17 protein-coding genes and 1 tRNA gene are annotated in these 16,893 nt (G+C 66.8%); 10 read left to right on the top strand and 8 right to left on the bottom strand.

The features are described 5' to 3' along the window. Positions 1–9: 9 nt before the first annotated feature. Both cheD and WNB94_RS05710 read right to left on the bottom strand, forming a co-directional pair. Positions 10–708: a chemoreceptor glutamine deamidase CheD gene (cheD, locus tag WNB94_RS05715; protein ID WP_341388987.1), complete on the bottom strand. Its 699-nt coding sequence runs from the start codon at positions 706–708 to the stop codon at positions 10–12. A 25-nt stretch (positions 709–733) separates the two neighbouring features. Continuing rightward, on the bottom strand, positions 734–1,582 hold the full coding sequence (locus WNB94_RS05710) for a CheR family methyltransferase (RefSeq protein WP_341388985.1): 849 nt from the start codon (positions 1,580–1,582) through the stop codon (positions 734–736). Positions 1,583–1,841: 259 nt separating this feature from the next. Between WNB94_RS05710 and WNB94_RS05705 the strand changes: the two genes are divergently transcribed. Genes WNB94_RS05705 through WNB94_RS05695 form a run of 3 tightly spaced genes read left to right on the top strand, consistent with a single transcriptional unit; the run spans position 1,842 to position 3,806 of the window. Beyond that, entirely contained in the window at positions 1,842–2,597 is a 756-nt protein-coding gene (locus WNB94_RS05705; protein ID WP_341389958.1) for a GGDEF domain-containing protein, read from the top strand. Further along, entirely contained in the window at positions 2,597–3,415 is an 819-nt protein-coding gene (locus WNB94_RS05700) for a MinD/ParA family protein (protein WP_445819042.1), read from the top strand. Before WNB94_RS05705 ends, WNB94_RS05700 begins: the two co-directional genes overlap by 1 nt. Positions 3,416–3,419: 4 nt before the next feature. Beyond that, on the top strand, positions 3,420–3,806 hold the full coding sequence (locus tag WNB94_RS05695; RefSeq protein WP_341388981.1) for a group II truncated hemoglobin: 387 nt from the start codon (positions 3,420–3,422) through the stop codon (positions 3,804–3,806). 10 nt (positions 3,807–3,816) lie between these two features. Here the strand turns inward: WNB94_RS05695 and WNB94_RS05690 are convergent, their stop codons facing one another. Then, a complete protein-coding gene (locus WNB94_RS05690; RefSeq protein ID WP_341388979.1) occupies positions 3,817–4,509 on the bottom strand; it encodes a Smr/MutS family protein in 693 nt (230 codons plus the stop codon). Positions 4,510–4,574: 65 nt separating this feature from the next. Next, the gene (radC, locus tag WNB94_RS05685) at positions 4,575–5,243 is read right to left on the bottom strand and encodes a RadC family protein (RefSeq protein ID WP_341388978.1); all 669 of its coding nucleotides are present in this window, start codon (positions 5,241–5,243) and stop codon (positions 4,575–4,577) included. 89 nt (positions 5,244–5,332) lie between these two features. On the opposite strand from radC, the gene WNB94_RS05680 reads away from it, so the two are divergent. The 4 genes from WNB94_RS05680 (at position 5,333) to WNB94_RS05665 (ending at position 8,284) form a co-directional block, all read left to right on the top strand. Continuing rightward, positions 5,333–5,794: an FKBP-type peptidyl-prolyl cis-trans isomerase gene (locus WNB94_RS05680; protein ID WP_341388977.1), complete on the top strand. Its 462-nt coding sequence runs from the start codon at positions 5,333–5,335 to the stop codon at positions 5,792–5,794. Positions 5,795–5,805: 11 nt separating this feature from the next. Then, complete coding sequence (gene ispH / locus WNB94_RS05675; RefSeq protein ID WP_341388976.1) at positions 5,806–6,780, top strand: 4-hydroxy-3-methylbut-2-enyl diphosphate reductase; 975 nt, start codon at positions 5,806–5,808, stop codon at positions 6,778–6,780. Positions 6,781–6,819: 39 nt separating this feature from the next. Next, positions 6,820–8,154, top strand: coding sequence for a serine--tRNA ligase (serS, locus tag WNB94_RS05670; RefSeq protein ID WP_341388975.1), 1,335 nt, complete (start codon positions 6,820–6,822; stop codon positions 8,152–8,154). Between the two features lie 39 nt (positions 8,155–8,193). Continuing rightward, positions 8,194–8,284: transfer RNA gene (locus WNB94_RS05665), tRNA-Ser, on the top strand. A gap of 63 nt (positions 8,285–8,347) precedes the next feature. Here WNB94_RS05665 and WNB94_RS05660 read toward each other — a convergent pair. Next, positions 8,348–9,370, bottom strand: a complete 1,023-nt coding sequence (locus WNB94_RS05660; protein ID WP_341388974.1) for an ABC transporter substrate-binding protein — start codon at positions 9,368–9,370, stop codon at positions 8,348–8,350. 94 nt (positions 9,371–9,464) lie between these two features. Between WNB94_RS05660 and WNB94_RS05655 the strand changes: the two genes are divergently transcribed. After that, a complete protein-coding gene (locus WNB94_RS05655; protein WP_341388973.1) occupies positions 9,465–10,109 on the top strand; it encodes a flavin reductase family protein in 645 nt (214 codons plus the stop codon). Positions 10,110–10,130: 21 nt separating this feature from the next. Here the strand turns inward: WNB94_RS05655 and WNB94_RS05650 are convergent, their stop codons facing one another. Genes WNB94_RS05650 through WNB94_RS05640 form a run of 3 tightly spaced genes read right to left on the bottom strand, consistent with a single transcriptional unit; the run spans position 10,131 to position 13,632 of the window. After that, a complete protein-coding gene (locus WNB94_RS05650) occupies positions 10,131–10,973 on the bottom strand; it encodes a hypothetical protein (protein ID WP_341388971.1) in 843 nt (280 codons plus the stop codon). Further along, positions 10,970–11,794 (bottom strand): citrate synthase family protein, encoded by an 825-nt coding sequence (locus WNB94_RS05645; protein WP_341388970.1) that lies wholly within the window; start codon positions 11,792–11,794, stop codon positions 10,970–10,972. The genes WNB94_RS05650 and WNB94_RS05645 overlap by 4 nt, the downstream gene beginning before the upstream one ends. Continuing rightward, the gene (locus WNB94_RS05640) at positions 11,791–13,632 is read right to left on the bottom strand and encodes a thiamine pyrophosphate-binding protein (protein WP_341388969.1); all 1,842 of its coding nucleotides are present in this window, start codon (positions 13,630–13,632) and stop codon (positions 11,791–11,793) included. The genes WNB94_RS05645 and WNB94_RS05640 overlap by 4 nt, the downstream gene beginning before the upstream one ends. Before the next feature lie 152 nt (positions 13,633–13,784). Between WNB94_RS05640 and WNB94_RS05635 the strand changes: the two genes are divergently transcribed. Both WNB94_RS05635 and WNB94_RS05630 read left to right on the top strand, forming a co-directional pair. Beyond that, a complete protein-coding gene (locus tag WNB94_RS05635; RefSeq protein WP_341388968.1) occupies positions 13,785–14,780 on the top strand; it encodes an ABC transporter substrate binding protein in 996 nt (331 codons plus the stop codon). A 2-nt stretch (positions 14,781–14,782) separates the two neighbouring features. Then, a complete protein-coding gene (locus WNB94_RS05630; RefSeq protein ID WP_341388967.1) occupies positions 14,783–16,855 on the top strand; it encodes a HAMP domain-containing hybrid sensor histidine kinase/response regulator in 2,073 nt (690 codons plus the stop codon). Positions 16,856–16,893: the final 38 nt, after the last annotated feature.

Raw genomic sequence — 16,893 nt, 5'->3', positions numbered from 1 at the left:
TCCGTCGGGTCAGAACAGGTCCACGGTGCCACCGCCGGTGCTGGCGGGTACCACCTTCTGAGCGGCCATGCGATCTTGCTGAACGATGGCCTCGGGGTTGCTGGGGGCCAGGCGCTTGACCATGGCCTTGCCACTGTGCGGCAGGAAGCACACCTTGCGCGGGTAGATGTCCAGCACATCCTTGGACACCACCGGAATGCGCTCGGTCTTGAGGTAGTCCATCACAAAATTGGTGTTGCGCTCACCCACGTTGATCGTGTTCATGCCGCTGATCACCGCGCCGCCGCCAAACACCTTGGCTTCCATGGTCATGCGCGCGGCGCCCATCTTCATCATCTCGTTGATCAGCAGTTCCATGGCGTACGAGCCGTAACGTCCCGAATCGCTGGCCCCGCCGCCGTTGTCTGGCAGCATGAAGTGGTTCATGCCCCCCACCTTGGCTTGCCGATCCCACAAGCACACGGCGATGCACGAGCCCAGCGTGGTCATGATCAGGATGTCTTCGTCCAGCACGAAGTACTCGCCCGGCAACACCTTGACAGCTTCACTGCGAAAGTGCGCGTCGTAGAAAAAGAACGAGGCTTCGCCGGGCTTGGCCACGCGGGTCTTGAGCCGGGTCAGCCGATCGGTGCGCGTCGCCCCCAGCCCACCGGCCAGGGCCGACGGGGGAGCGGGACGGGCCGCAGGGGTGGAAATGGGGCTGATCATCGTGTCTCCTGGTGGCCGTCGGTCTTCAGACCTTGTCATAAACCGTCTTGCCGCGCAGCGTGAACAGGTCACGCGATTCGGTGAAGTTTTCAGAGTGCCCCACGAACAGCATGCCCTTGGGTTTCATCACGCCGTGGATGCGCTCCAGCACCTTGCGCTGGGTGGGTGCATCGAAATAGATCATCACGTTGCGGCAGAACACGATGTCGAAGGCCTCGCCCAGCTGCCAGCTGGTCTGCATGAGGTTGAAGGGCCGAAACTCCACCAGGCGCGCCAGCTCGGGCTTGACCCGGATGCTGCCGGCGTTCGCCCCCTTGCCCTTCAGGAAGAAGCGGTGCAGGCGTTGGGGCGACAGGCCGCGCGCGCTGGCCTCGTACACCCCGCGCGAGGCCTTGGCCAGCACCTGGGTGTCGATGTCGCTGCACAGGATCTTGACCGGCGCGTGCAGCCCCATGTTTTCGGCCACGGTGATGGCCAGTGAATACGGTTCTTCGCCGGTGGACGCCGCACAGCACCAAATGCGGGTGGGCTGGCTGCCGCGGGCCTTCAGCCACTCGGCCAGGGTGTGAAAGTGATGCTCTTCGCGGAAGAACGAGGTCAGGTTGGTCGTGAGGCAGTTCACGAACTCCTGCCACTCCAGATCGGCTTGCGGGCCGCTGGCGCCCTCCAGCCACCTCAGATAGGCATCAAAAGAGGGGTGCCCGGTTTCGCGCAGTCGGCGCGACAGGCGGCTGTACACCATGGCCTGCTTGCCGTCATGCAGGCTGATGCCCGCCCGCGCATAAATCAACGAACGCACCCGGGCAAAATCGCGCGGTTGAAAGTCAAATTCGCGATCAATCGGTAGAACGGCGTCGGGGCTGGCGATGGACATGGGCAGTGGTGCCTTGGCGGTGAACGGTGAGGATGCGAGCGCGGACAATGAGACCCTGTTGGGTTATCGGACGGGCCGCACCAGACTTGAGCATGCCCACCCGGGCCGGGCGTCAGCCTCGGAGATGACGTGGCAATCCGTGCCATTCCGGCGACAACAGTCCCCTGGGCGCTGCTAGACTGAAACGAACTTTGGTGTTCATGCTCAGGAGCCCGCCATCACCACCGTCGTGCCTGCCCCGCTTGCCACGTCCGAGCCCATGCCCTTCAGCTTGTCAGACGGGGCGCTTCGACTTGAACAGGCCTTGTCTCTGCTGCAGCAGGCCGGCTGGCAGGCCCCCGCTGACTTGGCCGCGGGCAGCGCGCCGTGGCTGCAGGCCATCCTGGATGGCCTGTGCGACCTGTCCAGCCGTGACGCCCTGACGGGCCTGGCCAACCGGCGCCAGTTCGAAGCCGCCATCGCCCGCGAGGTCGATCGCGTGGCCCGCATCGGCGAGCCCGCCTTGCTGCTGGTGGCCGACATCGACCACTTCAAGAAGGTCAACGACACCTACGGCCATGCGGCGGGTGATGTCGTCATCCAGTCGGTGGCGCACTGCCTGCAGGACTGCGTGCGGCCCATGGACCTGGTGGCCCGCCTGGGTGGCGAAGAGTTCGCCATCATCTTGCCCAACTGCCCACCCGCCTTCGGGCAGACGGTGGCCGAGCGCATCCGGCAAAAGGTGGAACAGCGCGACGTGGCCATCGTGGGAGGCCAGCATTTGCGCGTCACCGTCAGCATTGGCGGCGCGTTTGCGCCGCAGTGGGTGCGCTCCCTGGCCACCTTGTGGTCAGAGCGTGCCGACCAGCAGCTTTACCGCGCCAAGGCCGAAGGCCGCAACCGCACCTGCCTGGACATGCCGCCCCTGACGGTGGTCAGCGCCGAAGAAAAAGGGCTGCTGTTTGGCAGCTTCACACACAGTGACGATGGTCCGGACTCAGGAAATGACGCCGACCTGCCGAAAACCAGCCCATGATGGTGACCATGTCCACTCCTGACGTTTCTTCGTCCCCGGCTGTTCGCCTCGCCCGCACGGTGGCTGTCACCAGTGGCAAGGGTGGGGTGGGCAAGACCTTTTTCAGTGCCAACCTGGCGGCGGCGCTGACGCGCCAGGGCATGCGCGTGCTGGTGCTGGATGCCGACCTGGGGCTGGCCAACCTCGATGTCGTGCTCAATCTGTACCCCAAGATCACGCTGCACGACGTCTTCACGGGCAAGGCCGAACTGGAGGAAGCCATCCTGGCGGCGCCCGGTGGCTTTTCCGTGCTGCTGGCCGGCTCGGGCCTGGTCGAGTACTCTCGGCTGACGCCCGAGGTGCGTGAGCAGTTGCACACCATTTTCGAGGCGGTCAAACCCAAGTTTGACGTCATCATCATCGACACCGGTGCCGGCATTTCCGACGTGGTGCTGTACGCCGTGTCGATGGCACACGAGGTGGTGGTGGTGGCCACGCCAGAGCCCACCTCCATGACCGATGCCTACGCCACCATCAAGGTGCTGGCGGCCCAGCAAGCCCGAGAGCAGCTCAACCTGGTGGTCAATCAGGTCAGCCGGCCCGGAGACGGGCGCGGCATCTGCAATCAACTGCAGCAGGTGGTTGAGCGCTTCGTGCAACTGCCCAGCGGCGGTGCCCCCAAGCTCAATTTTCTGGGCGACATCCCTCAAGACAACAGCGTGCGCGAAGCCGTGCAAAAGCGCCAGCTGCTGCTGGAACTGCACCCGGGCAGCCCGGCGGCCCAAGGGGTGGTGCAGGTGGCCACGCGGCTGTTGAGCCGCGCGGCCGTGTCAAACTGAGGGCATGAGCGAAGCTTCTGCGTTTGACCTGCTGGGCGGCGAGCCCGGCGTGCGTGCCCTGGTAGACCGTTTTTACGACCTGATGGACCTGGAGCCCGCCTACGCGGTCTTGCGTGGCGTGCATGGCACCACCCTGGACGACGCCCGCGACCGCCTGTTCTGGTTCTTGTGCGGCTGGCTGGGTGGCCCCAACCACTACATCGAGCGCTTTGGGCATCCGCGCCTGAGGGCGCGGCACCTGCCTTTTGCCATCGGCATCCGCGAGCGTGACGAGTGGCTGGCCTGCATGGCCCAGGCCATGCGCGAGCAGGACATCGACGCCGACCTGCAAGCGCGTCTGGCCCAGGCCTTCTTTCAAACGGCCGACTGGATGCGCAACAAGGGTGTCTGAGCCCTGCCGCTCAGGATGCGCCCTGCGGTCCCGACCGCCCGGGCTTGAGCAAGACCACGACCGCGCCGTGGCCACCTTCGTCGGCCCGGGCCTGCACGAAGGCCAGCACCCGGTCGCTTTGCACCAGCCACCGGCGCACCTTGTCTTTCAGCACCGGCTGTTTGCCGGGTGAGCCCAGCCCCTTGCCGTGCACGATGCGCACGCAGCGCCAGCCCTTTACATGGGCTTCGCGCAAGAAGGCCGACACGCGGGTGCGTGCCTCGTCCACGCGCAGCCCGTGCAGGTCCAGCGCGCCCTGAAGCGCCCACACCCCTCTGCGCAGCTTGCGCACCACGTCCACGCCCAACTCGGGCCGGCGCCACGACAGGGTGTCGTCGGTCTCCAGCAGGCTTTCCACGTCGAATTCGTCTGACAAGGATTCTTGCAGCACCGCCTGCTCGTCGGCTTGGCGGTGTGCAGGCACAGGCTGGGCCTTGCGGGCGGGCTCCGGGGCCCTTCGGCCCGCATCGGGCAGCGGATGAACCGAGCCCACCGCCTGCCTGAACAGCGCGGCGTCATGCACCTGGCTCTGACGGCGAGCCTGCTCCGCGCGCTCTTGTTCCAGGCGAGCGGCAGCCTCCCGCGCCGCCTGTTTCAAGGCACGCTTGAGATCGGCAAAGTCGCGCAAGGCAACGTTGGGCGGCGGTTTGACATCTCGGCTCACGGACCCTAGCCTAACCGAAGTTCGGTCACATTTCGTCACAGGCTGAACGGGCCGCGTGGCCGGCGTCACAGCAGTCCGCGCTCGGCAAACGAGATGGCGCCGGTGCGCCCCACCACCACGTGGTCCAGCACCTTCACGTCCACCAGGTTCAGGCTGGTTTTCAGGGTTTGCGTCAGCAACTCGTCGGCGCGTGAGGGCTCCAGCACGCCCGAGGGGTGGTTGTGGGCCAGGATCACGCTGCCGGCGTTCAACTCAAGCGCGCGTTTCACCACCTCACGGGGGTAAACCGAGGTTTGCGTCAGCGTGCCCCTGAAGAGCTCTTCGCAGGCGATCTGCCGGTGTTGGGCGTCCAGAAAGAGCACGGCAAACACCTCGTGGGGCAGGGCGCCCAGGCGCAGACACAGGTAATCTTTCACCAACTGGGGCGAGCTGAACACCGGCTGGGCACTCAGGCTGCCTTGCAGTCCGCGCCGGGCCATCTCCATCACGGCCACCAGCTCGGCCCGTTTGGCGGGCCCCAGTCCGCGGATGCGGCGCAGCCGCTCTGGCGGGGCGTGCAGCAGGCCCTGAAACCCGCCCAGCTCTCGCAGCACGGCCTCGGCCATCTGCAGCACCCCCAGGCCCTTGAGGCCCGTGCGCAGCAGCAAGGCCAGCAGCTCGGCATCGCTGAGCACGCCTGGGCCCATGGCCAGCAGTTTCTCCCGCGGCCGCATCTCGGCAGGCAGGTCTTTCATGGTGTGTCGTCCCTGGGTGTGTAGTAAACCTAAAATTGTGGCTTCGCTGCTTTTCCCTGCCCATCCTCACGAAGGGTGGGCCCACCACCATGACCTCCCCCGTGCCCACCGTCGCCCCTGGCTCGTTCCTCACCCTGCACTACCGCCTGGCCGGCCCGGACGGTGGCGACGTGGTCAACACCTTCGATGACAAGCCCGCCACGCTCTCGCTGGGCTCGGGTGAGTTGTCACCCGCCATCGAGGCCCGCCTGATCGGCCTGCCCGAGGGCACCCGCACCACCTTGCAGCTCGACGCCGGCGAGGCCTTTGGCCCCCGCAACCCCGAGATGCTGCAGCGCGTGGCCCTCAAGCTGCTGCGCGAGCTGGGTGACCCGGACGAAACCTGGAACGTGGGCGATGTGGTGCAGTTCCCCACCCCGGATGGGCAGGGCTCGTTCGCGGGGGTGGTGCGCGAGCTGGACCCGGCGGGCGAATGGGCGTTGTTTGATTTCAACCACCCGCTGGCGGGTCAGCCCGTCACCTTCGAGGTGCAACTGATCGGCGTGCTGTGAAAGGGCAGGGCATGAACCAGGTTGAAGACGTGTTGCTGGCCGAGCCCCGGGGCTTTTGCGCCGGCGTGGACCGCGCCATCGAGATCGTCGAGCGGGCGCTGGCCCAGTTTGGCGCGCCCATCTACGTGCGCCACGAGATCGTGCACAACACCTACGTGGTCAACGACCTCAAGTCCAAGGGCGCTATCTTCATCGAAGACCTGGCCGAGGTGCCCCCAGGCGCCACGCTCATCTTCAGCGCCCACGGTGTCAGCCAGGAGGTGCGCCGCGAGGCCGATGCCCGCGGCTTCAGCGTGTTCGACGCCACCTGCCCCCTGGTCACCAAGGTGCACGTGGAGGTGGCCAAGCTGCACCGCGAGGGCTTCGAGTTTTTGATGATCGGGCACAAGGGGCACCCTGAGGTGGAAGGCACCATGGGCCAGGTCACCGAAGGCATCTACCTGGTGGAAGACGAGGACGATGTTGAGCGCGTGCAGGTGCGCAACCCCGGCAAGCTGGCCGTGGTCACGCAAACCACGCTGTCGGTGGACGACGCCGCCGGCATCCTGGCGGCCATCAAGCGGCGCTTTCCGCAGGTGCGCGAGCCCAAGCAGCAAGACATCTGCTACGCCACCCAAAACCGGCAGGACGCCGTCAAGATCATGGCCCCGCAGGTGGACGTGGTGATCGTGGTGGGCAGCCCCACCAGCTCCAACAGCAACCGCCTGCGCGAACTGGCCGAGCGCCTGGGCACCCCCGCCTACATGATCGACTGCCCTGACGACCTGCAAGAATCCTGGTTTGAAGGGCATCCCCGCGTGGGCCTGACCGCTGGCGCGTCCGCGCCCGATGTGCTGGTGCAGCGCGTGATCACGCGTCTGAAAGACATGGGCGCCGTGTCCGTGCGCCGCATGCAGGGGGTGGAAGAGCACGTGCGCTTCCCGCTGCCCAAGGGCCTGGGAGGCACCGGCCTGGACCGCCCCCTGCCCAGCCAGCGCGCCGTGTAAGCTGCGCGCAGTTCTGATCCACATTCACCACGACTCAACATGCTCGACATCGCCCTGCTGCGCAAAGACCTCGATGGCGTGCTGGCCAAGCTGGCCAAGCGCAAGACCCCGCAGCCTTTCCTGGACGAGGCCCGTTTTCGCGCGCTCGAAGCCGAACGCAAGACCATCCAGACCCGCACCGAAGAGCTGCAATCACAGCGCAACAGCCTGTCCAAGCAGATCGGCATGCTCAAGGGCAAGGCCGCCAAGGGTGAAGACACCACCGCCCAGGTGGAGGCCGTGATGGCTCAGGTGGCTGGTATCGGCGACGAGCTCAAGGCCAGCGCCGATCGGCTCGACATCATCCAGACCGAGCTGCAGGCCATGCTGCTGTCGGTGCCCAACCTGCCGCAAGACGACGCGCCCGTGGGCCACGACGAATCGGGCAACGTCGAGGTGCGCCGCTGGGGCACCCCTGCCACCTACGCCTTCGAGGTGAAAGACCACGTGGACCTGGGCGAAAAGCTGGGCCTGGATTTCGACACCGGTGCCAAGCTCTCGGGCGCGCGCTTCAACTTCATGAAGGGCCCCATCGCCCGCCTGCACCGCGCGCTGGCGGCCTTCATGCTCGACGTGCAAACGCAAGAGCACGGCTACACCGAGTGCTACACGCCCTACCTGGTCAAGGCCCCGGCGCTGCAGGGCACCGGCCAGCTGCCCAAGTTCGAGCAAGACCTGTTTCACGTCACCTCGGGCGATGCCGAGGCCGCCGAGGGCAAGTGGTACCTCATCCCCACCAGCGAGGTCACGCTCACCAACACCGTGGCCGACACCATCGTGCCGCTGGAGCAGTTGCCCATCAAGCTCACGGGCCACACGCCGTGCTTCCGCTCTGAAGCGGGCAGCGCCGGGCGCGACACGCGCGGCATGATCCGCCAGCACCAGTTCGACAAGGTCGAGATGGTGCAGATCACCACGCCCGAGCAAAGCAACGCCGCGCTGGAGGCCATGGTGGGGCACGCCGAAGCCATCCTGCAAAAGCTGGAACTGCCTTACCGCGTGATGGCCCTGTGCACAGGCGACATGGGCTTTGGCGCGGCCAAAACCTACGATCTGGAAGTGTGGCTGCCCGCGCAGAACACCTACCGCGAGATCAGCTCGTGCTCCAACTGCGAGGCCTTTCAGGCCCGCCGCATGCAGGCCCGTTTCAAGAACGCGCAGGGCAAGAACGAACTGGTGCACACCCTCAACGGCTCGGGCCTGGCCGTGGGCCGCGCGCTGGTGGCGGTGCTGGAAAACCACCAGCAGGCCGATGGCAGCATCTGCATCCCGGCCGCGCTGCGCCCCTACCTGGGCGGCGCCGAGGTGCTCACCCCCCTGAAATCTCTGCTATAGTTGCGGGCTACGCCGAATTGACCCCGGCGCCCCGTTTCAGGAGAGGTGGCAGAGTGGTCGAATGTACCTGACTCGAAATCAGGCGTACGGTATCCCCGTACCGAGGGTTCGAATCCCTCCCTCTCCGCCACACACCAAGCCCCGAGCGATCTGACGATCCTCGGGGCTTTGTCTTTGTATTTGTCAGCCAGGCTCAGCGCTTGGGCAGCACGTCCAGCTCGGCCGCGCTGGGCAAGAACGCGCCGTTCCACACCGCTTCCACCGGCACGGGGTTCTTGGTGGCGTAGGCGGCGGCCACCTGCTCGGCCATCAGCTTCAGGCGGTCGGGGTTCAGGCGGCCAAAGCCTTCGGCACGGGCGCTGGGCGAGTCCATGGCGGTTTCAATCGTCAGCTTCAGGCGCTTGATTTCCAGTTCGGTGTTCACCAGACCGTCCTTGGTTTTCAAGGACGCGATCGCAGCGGCCGGGTCGGCGATGGCCTCACGCGTGCCCTTGGCGAAGGCCTTCAGAAACTTGCGGATGGCCTCAGGGTTCTCGGCGATCAGTTTGGGGCTGGCGATGATGACGTTGCCGTACAGCTTCACACCGTTTTGCGCATAGGGCATCAGCACCACGTCCTCGCGCTTGACGCCTCGGGCCTCCAGGTTGAGCAGGCTGGTGAAGGTGTAGCCGGTCACCGCATCCACGTCGCCGCGCACCAGCATGGTTTCGCGCAGGGGCGGGTCCATCGTGGTCCATTGCACGGCGCCCACGCCATTGGCCTGCGCAAAGATCGGGAAGGTGCGGCGCCCCGCATCAAAGATGGGGGCCCCCATCTTCTTGCCGGCCAGGTCGGTGGGCTTGGTGATGCCTGATTTCTTCAGTGTGATCACGGCAGCCGGCGTGGTGTTGTAGATCACCATGACGGCCACGGGCTTGATGGGGGCTTGCGGGTTGTTGGCGTGGAACTCCATCAGCGCGGCCAGGTCGGCAAAGCCCAGGTCGTGCGTGCCCGAGGCCACGCGCTGGATGGCGCCGGCACCGCTGGCGGCCTGCACGTCCACGTCCAGGCCCTGCTCTTTGTAATAGCCCTTGATGCCCGGGTGCACAAAGAATGCGGCGGGCCCTTCAAAGCGCCAGTCCAGCTGGAACTTCAAGGGGGTGTCGGCGGCGTGTGCGGTGGCACACCACAGGCTGGCAGACACCAGGCACGCTTTGATCAGGGCTTGTTTGAACATAAGGCTCCATCAGGGTGGGGGTTGCAAAACTGTATACCGTTTTGCAAAATCGGTGCCAGCGGCGAACGCCTCGTCCGCACCCACAAGGTTCTGCATGACCGAAATCGACTTCACCACCCTCGATGCCTACGCCCGCTACAAGCTGATGGCCAGCCTGATCGTGCCGCGTCCCATCGCACTGATCACCACCGTCAGCCCCGATGGCACCGTGAACGCCGCGCCCTTCAGCATGTTCAACATGGTGGGTGAAGACCCCCCTGTGCTGATGGTGAGCATCAACAAGCTGCAAGACGGTCAACTCAAGGACACGGCCGCCAACATCCTGCGCACAGGTGAGTTCGTGGTGCACATCGCCGATGAGGCCATGGCCACCGCCATGCACCGCTGTGGTGACCGTTTGCCCATGCATGAGAGCGAATTGGTGCATGCAGGCTTGCACAGCGTGCCATCGCACCAGGTCGGGCCGCCGCGCATCGACGAAGCGCCCGTGGCTTTTGAGTGCGTGCTGCACGAAACCATGGAAACCGACAGCCGCTACGTGTTCATTGGCCGCATCGTGTGGCTGGGCGCACGCGATGGCCTGATCGATACGGCGCGCTGGCGTGTGCACCTGCAAAGCTACTTTCCCGTGGGGCGCTTCGGGGCCAGCTTCTATGTCAATTGCCGAGATCGTTTTGCCATCGACGCGGCCGACGCGCCCCAGGCCGGCGCGGCCAGCACCGCCATCGATGAGATCTAAGCCACGAGGCCATCCAGGCCGTCAGGCCGCTGGCGGCCAGGGGCGTGGCGCCACGCCCTCGTACGCCACGTCGTCACAGCGCATGGCAAAGCGGGCGCCAGCCGGCAACTCCAGCGCCTCCAGGTAGCAGGGGTGCATGCCCGCCAGGAAGGCGGGAAAAAGGAACATCGTGAATTCGCGCGGGCTCCAGCCAAAGTCGGCGGCGAAGGCCGACACCAGGCCCCCCAGGTTCAGGCGCAGGGGCTTGCCTTGCTGCGCAAAGTAGTCGTCAATGGCCCAGGCCAGTGCCAGGTGCGGGCCCTGGTCCAGCCCCAGTTCACGGGCCTTGGCCAGGGTCAGTGGCATGCGCTCGTCCACGGTGGAGATCGGGCGCCCGTAGCCCGCCAGGCGTCCGCCATCGGCCAGAAAGCGGGTCAGCACCTCGGCCAGCGGTTCACCGGCCTGCACACGCTGCTGCACCTTGATCAAAAAATCCATGGCGCGGTATTCGTTGCCCCGGCCAAAGATCGTGGCCTCGGACATGGCCTCGGCCGCGCTCAGGCCCAGGTTGGCGGTGCTGCGTGTGGTGCCGGCCAGCGCGGCGATGCGGTTGTTCCACAGGCGCAGGTCGGGGTAGCTGGTCCACACCCAGATCGAGTCAAAAAAATCCAGCTGAGCCTTCGGTACCTCGCGTCCGAACACGGCCAACGCGCACAGCCCCAGCCAGTGGTGGTCGCGCAGGTCGCGGTGCAGGTCGCGCCCCCTGAACACGGCCCGCTGGCCCGGGAAGGCCGCGCCCACGCGCGTGGGCTGGGCGCCGGTGTGGGCCAGCAAGGGGTGAGCAGCCGAGGGTGGCGCTGCTGAGGGGGGTGAGTCGGGGGTCATGAGGTCGTGCCTTGGTGCAGCGGGTCGTCCAGCAGGTTCACGGGCGGATACGGAAAGCGCTTGAAGCCCTGGCTGGCCTGCTCCAGCGCGTGCGCGGCGGCCCCCGGCAGTCGCAGCAGCAGGTGCAGCATCTCGCCCTGGGCCGGGCTCAGTCCCAGATCGGTCATGACGGCGGCGGCCACGGCCACCAGCGTCAGGCCCATGCCGGCCTGGGCGCACAGGGTGTCGATGTGCTCATGCAAGCGCTGCGTGCAGGGCCCTGCCTCGCTCAGCAGCGCCAGGCTCTGGCGCACGATGGTGGCCGTCACCGGGCTGTGCGGGTCCAGGCCGGCGGGGTGCTCTGCCGTGGGCCAGCCCGCATCACGCGGGCCCAGCCAGGCGGGGGCATGCACTGCCAGCAGGGTCTCCAGCCATTGGCTCAGCGGGGCGTCGGCGGGCAGGGCGCGCGCACCTTGCCAGGCGTGCATCGCCAGGTACACGTCGCGGGCGCCACCACTTTGGCCTGCGCCCACGGCCAGGGCCGCCATCAGCCCTGCTGCGGCGGGCGTGCCGCCAATGCCGGCGCACATGGCCGCATGCACCATGGGGTCGCGCGGGCCGGGGTTGGCCAGGGCCACGGCCAGCGTCTCCAGCACGCGGGCCTGCAGCGGGGCCGGGGCCTGTCCGGTCAGCAGCAGGTACACCATGTCCACCCAGCGGGCCTGACCCAGCATCTGGCCGTACACGTCATAGCCATGGCAGCGGGCCACCTGGGTGGCAAAGGGGTTGTCGGGCTCGGGTGTTTCTTGCCAGATCGTGCTGTGCAGTGTGGGCTCGCTCATGCCGATGCCCCCCGGCCTTCCAGGGTCTGCATGCGCAGGCCCATGGGCGGCACCTCCTCGGGGTCGATGTGCACATCCAGCAGGGTGGGGCCCTGCCGCTGCAAGATCTCGTCCATGTCCAGGCGCTCGAAGTCGTCGGGGCCGTGGATCACCACCCCCGGGATCCCCATGGCCTCGGCCAGGGCCGCGTAGTTCACATCCGGCAGCTCGAACGCCACCTGCTCAGCGCCCGCCAGACGCTGGCCGTGTTTGACCATGCCCAGGGCCGAGTCATTGAGCACCACAAAAATCACCGTCAGGCCCTGCTGTGCCGCCACGGTGATTTCTTGCCCGTTCATCAGGTAGCTGCCATCCCCGGTGATGCACACCACCGGGCAGGCGGGTTGGCCGCTGGCAATGCCCACGGCGGCCCCGATGGCCCAGCCCATGGGGGCGAACTCGGTCAACACGCGCAGCCATCCGGCGCGGTCGCGACGCCGTTCGGTGGGCGCCGTCCCAGCGGTGGCGTGGGCCGCCGGGCCTTGGCGCACCAGGCCCAGGCGCCGGTTGTTGCGCGCTTCCAGGTAGTGCACCACCCAGGCCGTGGCGTTGCCTGCATCGGCCACAAAACGCGTGGTGGGGGGCAGCCGGCGGGACAGCTCGTTCATCAGGCGCTGCGGTTTGATGGGTGTTGCCTCGCTGTGAAGCTGCTCAGGTGCACGCAGGCTCAAGCCAGTGGGGGGCAAGCCTGCGCCCGTTTGCAGCAGCGGCCAGTGCCCGTCATCGGCATGGGGGGCCTGGGCTTGCAGTGCCTGCACCAGGCGCTCAAACACCGATCGCAGGTGCCCCTTCACATGGCCCCGCGCCATGGGCGACCGGCGCAGGTGGTCGTCGTTGTCATCCACATGCACCAGCCGATGGTTCAGCACCGCGTCGCTCCAGGCGGCGCTGGTCCATTCGCTGAGCGGGGTGCCCACGGCCAGCACCAGGTCGGTGTCGCCGCGCAGGGCGGCCTGGGCCGAGTCGTGGCCCGCAAACCCCAGCACCCCCCGGTACTGCGGATGGTGCGGGTTGATCAGGCCTTTGGCATCGGGGGTGCTCACAAAGCTGGCCCCCGTCAGTTCGATGAAGCGCATCAGCGCCGGCATGGCTTCGCCGCAGCTGCCGCCCACCAGCACCGCCAGCCGTCGCGCCCGCGACAGCTCGTCCAGCAGTTGCGCCAGTTGGTGGCTGTCCACCGCTTGCGAGCGGCGCATCAGCACCGGCAGATCGGCGGCGCGCAGCCGGGGGCTCAGGGGCTGCCTGAGCAGGTCCAGCGGGATGGACAGGTGCACCGGCCCGGGCGGGCTTTGCGTGGCCCGCATCAACGCCTGCACCAGCTTGGTCTCCAATTGATCAATGTGCGACACCAGCGTGTTGTAGCGCGTGCAGTGCTCGAACATCCCCAAGGTATTGACGCCGGTGCAGGCCGACTCTTGCAGGGCGCCGCGCCCGAAGACGGGCAGGGTGGGCTGACCCGTGATGACCAGCATGGGCACCCCGTTGTCAAAGGCGCACGCCACGCCGGTGATGAGGTTCGTGGCCCCTGGCCCCGAGGTGGCGCAACACACCCCGACGCGCCCGGTCTCTCGGGCGTAGCCATCGGCCATGAAGGCCGCCCCGGCCTCATGCCGGGCCACCACCGGGCGCACACCACCTCGCCGCATGCTCACGGCCATGGCGTTGTACAGGGGCTCTATCGCGCCACCAGGCACCCCGAACACCTGGTCGATGCCCAGCGTCTCAAGGTATTCCACGATCAACTCGGCGGCCGTTGGCCGATACGCTGGCTTGGTCGACAGCAAGGTGTCAGCAGGCATGAGGGCCTTTCGCTACTTCCGCAACAAACAGGAACATCTTTCACGTACTGCAATAATTGTCGACGCCAGCGAGAATGCCTTGTTGACAAACTCGCGTCACCCCCCGGCATGTGGGGCCCTGACTGTGTGTACGCCACACCATGAAACATGTCTTGAAGAGATCTTGCCGTTCTGATCTCGACGTTGTCGAGTTGCCCGCGCGTCGGCAGGCCACCGCCTGGATGTCGGCTGCCGCCCTGCTCGGCTGGGGGGTGTCGCCGCGCGTGGGCGCCGCCGAGCCCACCCGGTTGCCACTGGCCGTCATCTACCCCGACATCGGCGAGCCTTACCGCAGCGTGTTCCTCAACATGGTGCGCGGCATTGAAGACCGGCTCAAAGCGCCCGTGCTGGCCTGGGCGGTGCCCGCTGGTGCGCCGGCCGAGGCCCTGCGCAACCGCCTTCAGCAAGACGAAGTGCGCACCCTGATCGCCCTGGGACGCAGTGGGCTCAAGACCGGCGCCGAGCTGGCCGCCAGCGTGCAGGTGGTGGCCGGCGGCGTGGTGTCCGTGCCCGAGGCCGATGCGCTGGACCTGGTCGTGCAAAGCCTGGCCCCCGACCCGGCCTTGCTGTTTGCTCGCCTGCGGGCCTTCATGCCGCGGGTGCGCCGTGTGTTCGTGGTGCACGACCCACGCCAGAACACGTGGTTGATGCGCCTGGCCCGCGAAGCCGCGCGCCAGATCGGGCTGGAGCTCATCGTCTACGAAGCCCAGGACCTGCGCACGGCGATCCGGGTGTACCGCGACATGCTGCCCCGCCTCACGCCGCAGGTGGACGCCGTCTGGCTGCCACAAGACACCATGACGGTGGACGACACCACCGTGCTGCCCCTGTTGCTCAAGGAATCCTGGGCGCAGCGGTTTGCCGTGCTGTCCAGCAACGTGGCGCACGTGCGCCGCGGCGCGCTGCTGGCGCTGTACCCCGACAACATCGACGTGGGACGCGAGCTGGCCGGACTGGCCTTGCAGTCCCTGGGCACCCAGGCACTCCTCAAGGGCATCCAGCCCTTGCGACGTTTGCGCACTGCTGTCAATACGCGCACGGCCAGCCACCTCGGGCTGGACCTGAACGCGGCCCAGCAGCCCATTCACCTCGTCTTGCCGGAGCAGTAAATATGACAAGACTTCAACAATGCCTGGCGCAGTGGCGTGCATGGGGATGGCGCAATGTCATGACCTTCCGTCAGCAAATCCTGCTGACCATGGCCCTGGGTGGCATGAGCGTGGCGCTGGTGGCCTCGGTGGGCAGCGCGTGGCAGGGCAGCGAGCAGATCAAGACCCATCTGCTGCAGCAAAGCCTGGGGGTGGCCGCCAGCCTGGCCACGCAAAGCCAGTTGGCCCTGCTGGCGGGCGCGCCCGATAACGTGGTGGAAGCGGCCGAGGCGGCGCTGACGTTTCCCGACGTCAAGCGTGTTGAGGTGCGCGGTGTTGATGGCACCGTACTGATGGTGCGCGGTGCCGACGACGCGGGCATGAGCGGCGCCCATGAAATGGTGCCCGCCACCTTCACCGAGCCCATGGTGCTGGCCGAATGCGACCAGGCCTGGCGCATCGTGGCGCCCGTGCTCACCTCGGTCACCAGCTCGCCGTTTGACGTCACCCCCAGCGCACCACAGTACCTGGGTTATGTGGCCGTGGTCATCAGCAAAGACACCCTGGGCCGCATGGTGGGCAGCATCTTCACGGTCAACCTCGTGTCGGCCATGCTGGTGGTGCTGGGCTTTCTGGTGGTCATTCGCTACCTGTCGCGTCGGCTGTCGCAGCCCTTGGTGCAACTCTCCAGCGCCATGTCGCGCGCCGAGCGCGGCGAAAGCAATGTGCGCACCCCCGTCGATGGCCCCCGAGACGTGCGCACCATGGCCATGGCCTTCAACCGCATGATCGCGGTGCTGCAAGACCGCGAGCAAGAACTGCAAAGCCACCGCGATCACCTCGAAGAGCTGGTGCGCGAGCGCACCCACCAGCTCAGCGTGGCCAAAGAGCGGGCCGAAGTGGCCAGCCAGGCCAAGTCCGACTTCCTGGCCCGCATGAGCCACGAACTGCGCACGCCGCTCAACGCGATCATGGGCTACGCCCAGATCATGCAGATGGACACCACGCTGTCGCCCCGCTACCTCAACATCCTCGACACCATCCACCACAGCGGCGAGCACCTGCTCACACTGATCGTCGACATCCTGGACCTCTCCAAGATCGAGTCTGGCAAGGCCACGCTGCAGCTCACGGCCGTCAACCCGCACGACATGGTGCAATTGGTGGGCGATGTCATGTGCATCAAGGCCGCCGAAAAACACCTGGACTTCACCGCCCAGTGCGACCCAGACGTCCCCACCGCCCTCATGCTGGACGACAAGCGACTGCGGCAGGTGCTGCTCAACCTCTTGAGCAACGCCGTCAAGTTCACCCGCCAGGGCTCGGTGGGCTTGCGCGTCAGCCGCCTTGACAGCACCGATCACCCCGCCGACGGCGGCGACGATGCCGGTGGGCCCTGCGCGCGTCTGCGCTTCGAGGTCATGGACACCGGCACCGGCATCCGCCCTGAAGACCAGCAGCGCATCTTCGAGCCCTTCGAGCAAGCAGGCGATTCCCGCAGCCGTGCAGCGGGCACGGGCTTGGGCCTGGCCATCTGCCGTCAGTTGGTGCGCCTCATGGGGGGCGAGATCCGGCTGGACAGCACGCCAGGGCAGGGCAGCGTGTTCCTGTTCGAGCTCACCTTGCCGGTGGCTGAAGCCCAGGCCCCTGCACCCGTGGCCCGACCCGTGCCGGTTGGTTACGAGGGCCCCCGTCGGCGCATCCTGGTGGTTGACGACGTGGCCGTCAACCGTCAGATGCTGCTGGCCCTGTTGCAGCCCCTGGGCTTCGAGGTGCTCGAAGCCGCCGACGGGCAAGAGGCGCTCAGCCAATGGCGCACTGGATCGCCTGAGCTCATCCTCATGGACCTGGTCATGCCGGTCATGGATGGCCTGGAGGCCATCCGCAGCATCCGTCAGGCCGAGGCCAGCGACACCGCACGTGGCCAAGCCCGGCTGCCCATCGTGGCCCTGTCGGCCAACGCCGCCGACAGCGACCAGGCACAAGCCCGCGACGCCGGGGCCGACGACTTCTTGCCCAAGCCCGTGGCGCACGCCGAACTGCTCGATCGGATCGCCACTGCACTGGATTTGCAGTGGACGCACCGCCCCTCATGACATGGATTGTGGTGAACGTGCACCTGGGTCATCCACAG

The organism is Aquabacterium sp. A3 (assembly GCF_038069945.1).
Taxonomy (GTDB): domain Bacteria; phylum Pseudomonadota; class Gammaproteobacteria; order Burkholderiales; family Burkholderiaceae_C; genus Aquabacterium.
Note: the sequence above shows the minus strand (reverse complement) of the source record. Positions and strands in the feature narration are given on the sequence as shown.

Coding starts and splice junctions, on each gene's coding strand:
- cheD (WP_341388987.1), bottom strand. CDS start 708: ATGATCAGCCCCATTTCCACCCCTGCGGCCCGTCCCGCTCCCCCGTCG.
- WNB94_RS05710 (WP_341388985.1), bottom strand. CDS start 1,582: ATGTCCATCGCCAGCCCCGACGCCGTTCTACCGATTGATCGCGAATTT.
- WNB94_RS05705 (WP_341389958.1), top strand. CDS start 1,842: ATGCCCTTCAGCTTGTCAGACGGGGCGCTTCGACTTGAACAGGCCTTG.
- WNB94_RS05700 (WP_445819042.1), top strand. CDS start 2,597: ATGGTGACCATGTCCACTCCTGACGTTTCTTCGTCCCCGGCTGTTCGC.
- WNB94_RS05695 (WP_341388981.1), top strand. CDS start 3,420: ATGAGCGAAGCTTCTGCGTTTGACCTGCTGGGCGGCGAGCCCGGCGTG.
- radC (WP_341388978.1), bottom strand. CDS start 5,243: ATGAAAGACCTGCCTGCCGAGATGCGGCCGCGGGAGAAACTGCTGGCC.
- WNB94_RS05680 (WP_341388977.1), top strand. CDS start 5,333: ATGACCTCCCCCGTGCCCACCGTCGCCCCTGGCTCGTTCCTCACCCTG.
- ispH (WP_341388976.1), top strand. CDS start 5,806: ATGAACCAGGTTGAAGACGTGTTGCTGGCCGAGCCCCGGGGCTTTTGC.
- serS (WP_341388975.1), top strand. CDS start 6,820: ATGCTCGACATCGCCCTGCTGCGCAAAGACCTCGATGGCGTGCTGGCC.
- WNB94_RS05660 (WP_341388974.1), bottom strand. CDS start 9,370: ATGTTCAAACAAGCCCTGATCAAAGCGTGCCTGGTGTCTGCCAGCCTG.
- WNB94_RS05655 (WP_341388973.1), top strand. CDS start 9,465: ATGACCGAAATCGACTTCACCACCCTCGATGCCTACGCCCGCTACAAG.
- WNB94_RS05650 (WP_341388971.1), bottom strand. CDS start 10,973: ATGACCCCCGACTCACCCCCCTCAGCAGCGCCACCCTCGGCTGCTCAC.
- WNB94_RS05645 (WP_341388970.1), bottom strand. CDS start 11,794: ATGAGCGAGCCCACACTGCACAGCACGATCTGGCAAGAAACACCCGAG.
- WNB94_RS05640 (WP_341388969.1), bottom strand. CDS start 13,632: ATGCCTGCTGACACCTTGCTGTCGACCAAGCCAGCGTATCGGCCAACG.
- WNB94_RS05630 (WP_341388967.1), top strand. CDS start 14,783: ATGACAAGACTTCAACAATGCCTGGCGCAGTGGCGTGCATGGGGATGG.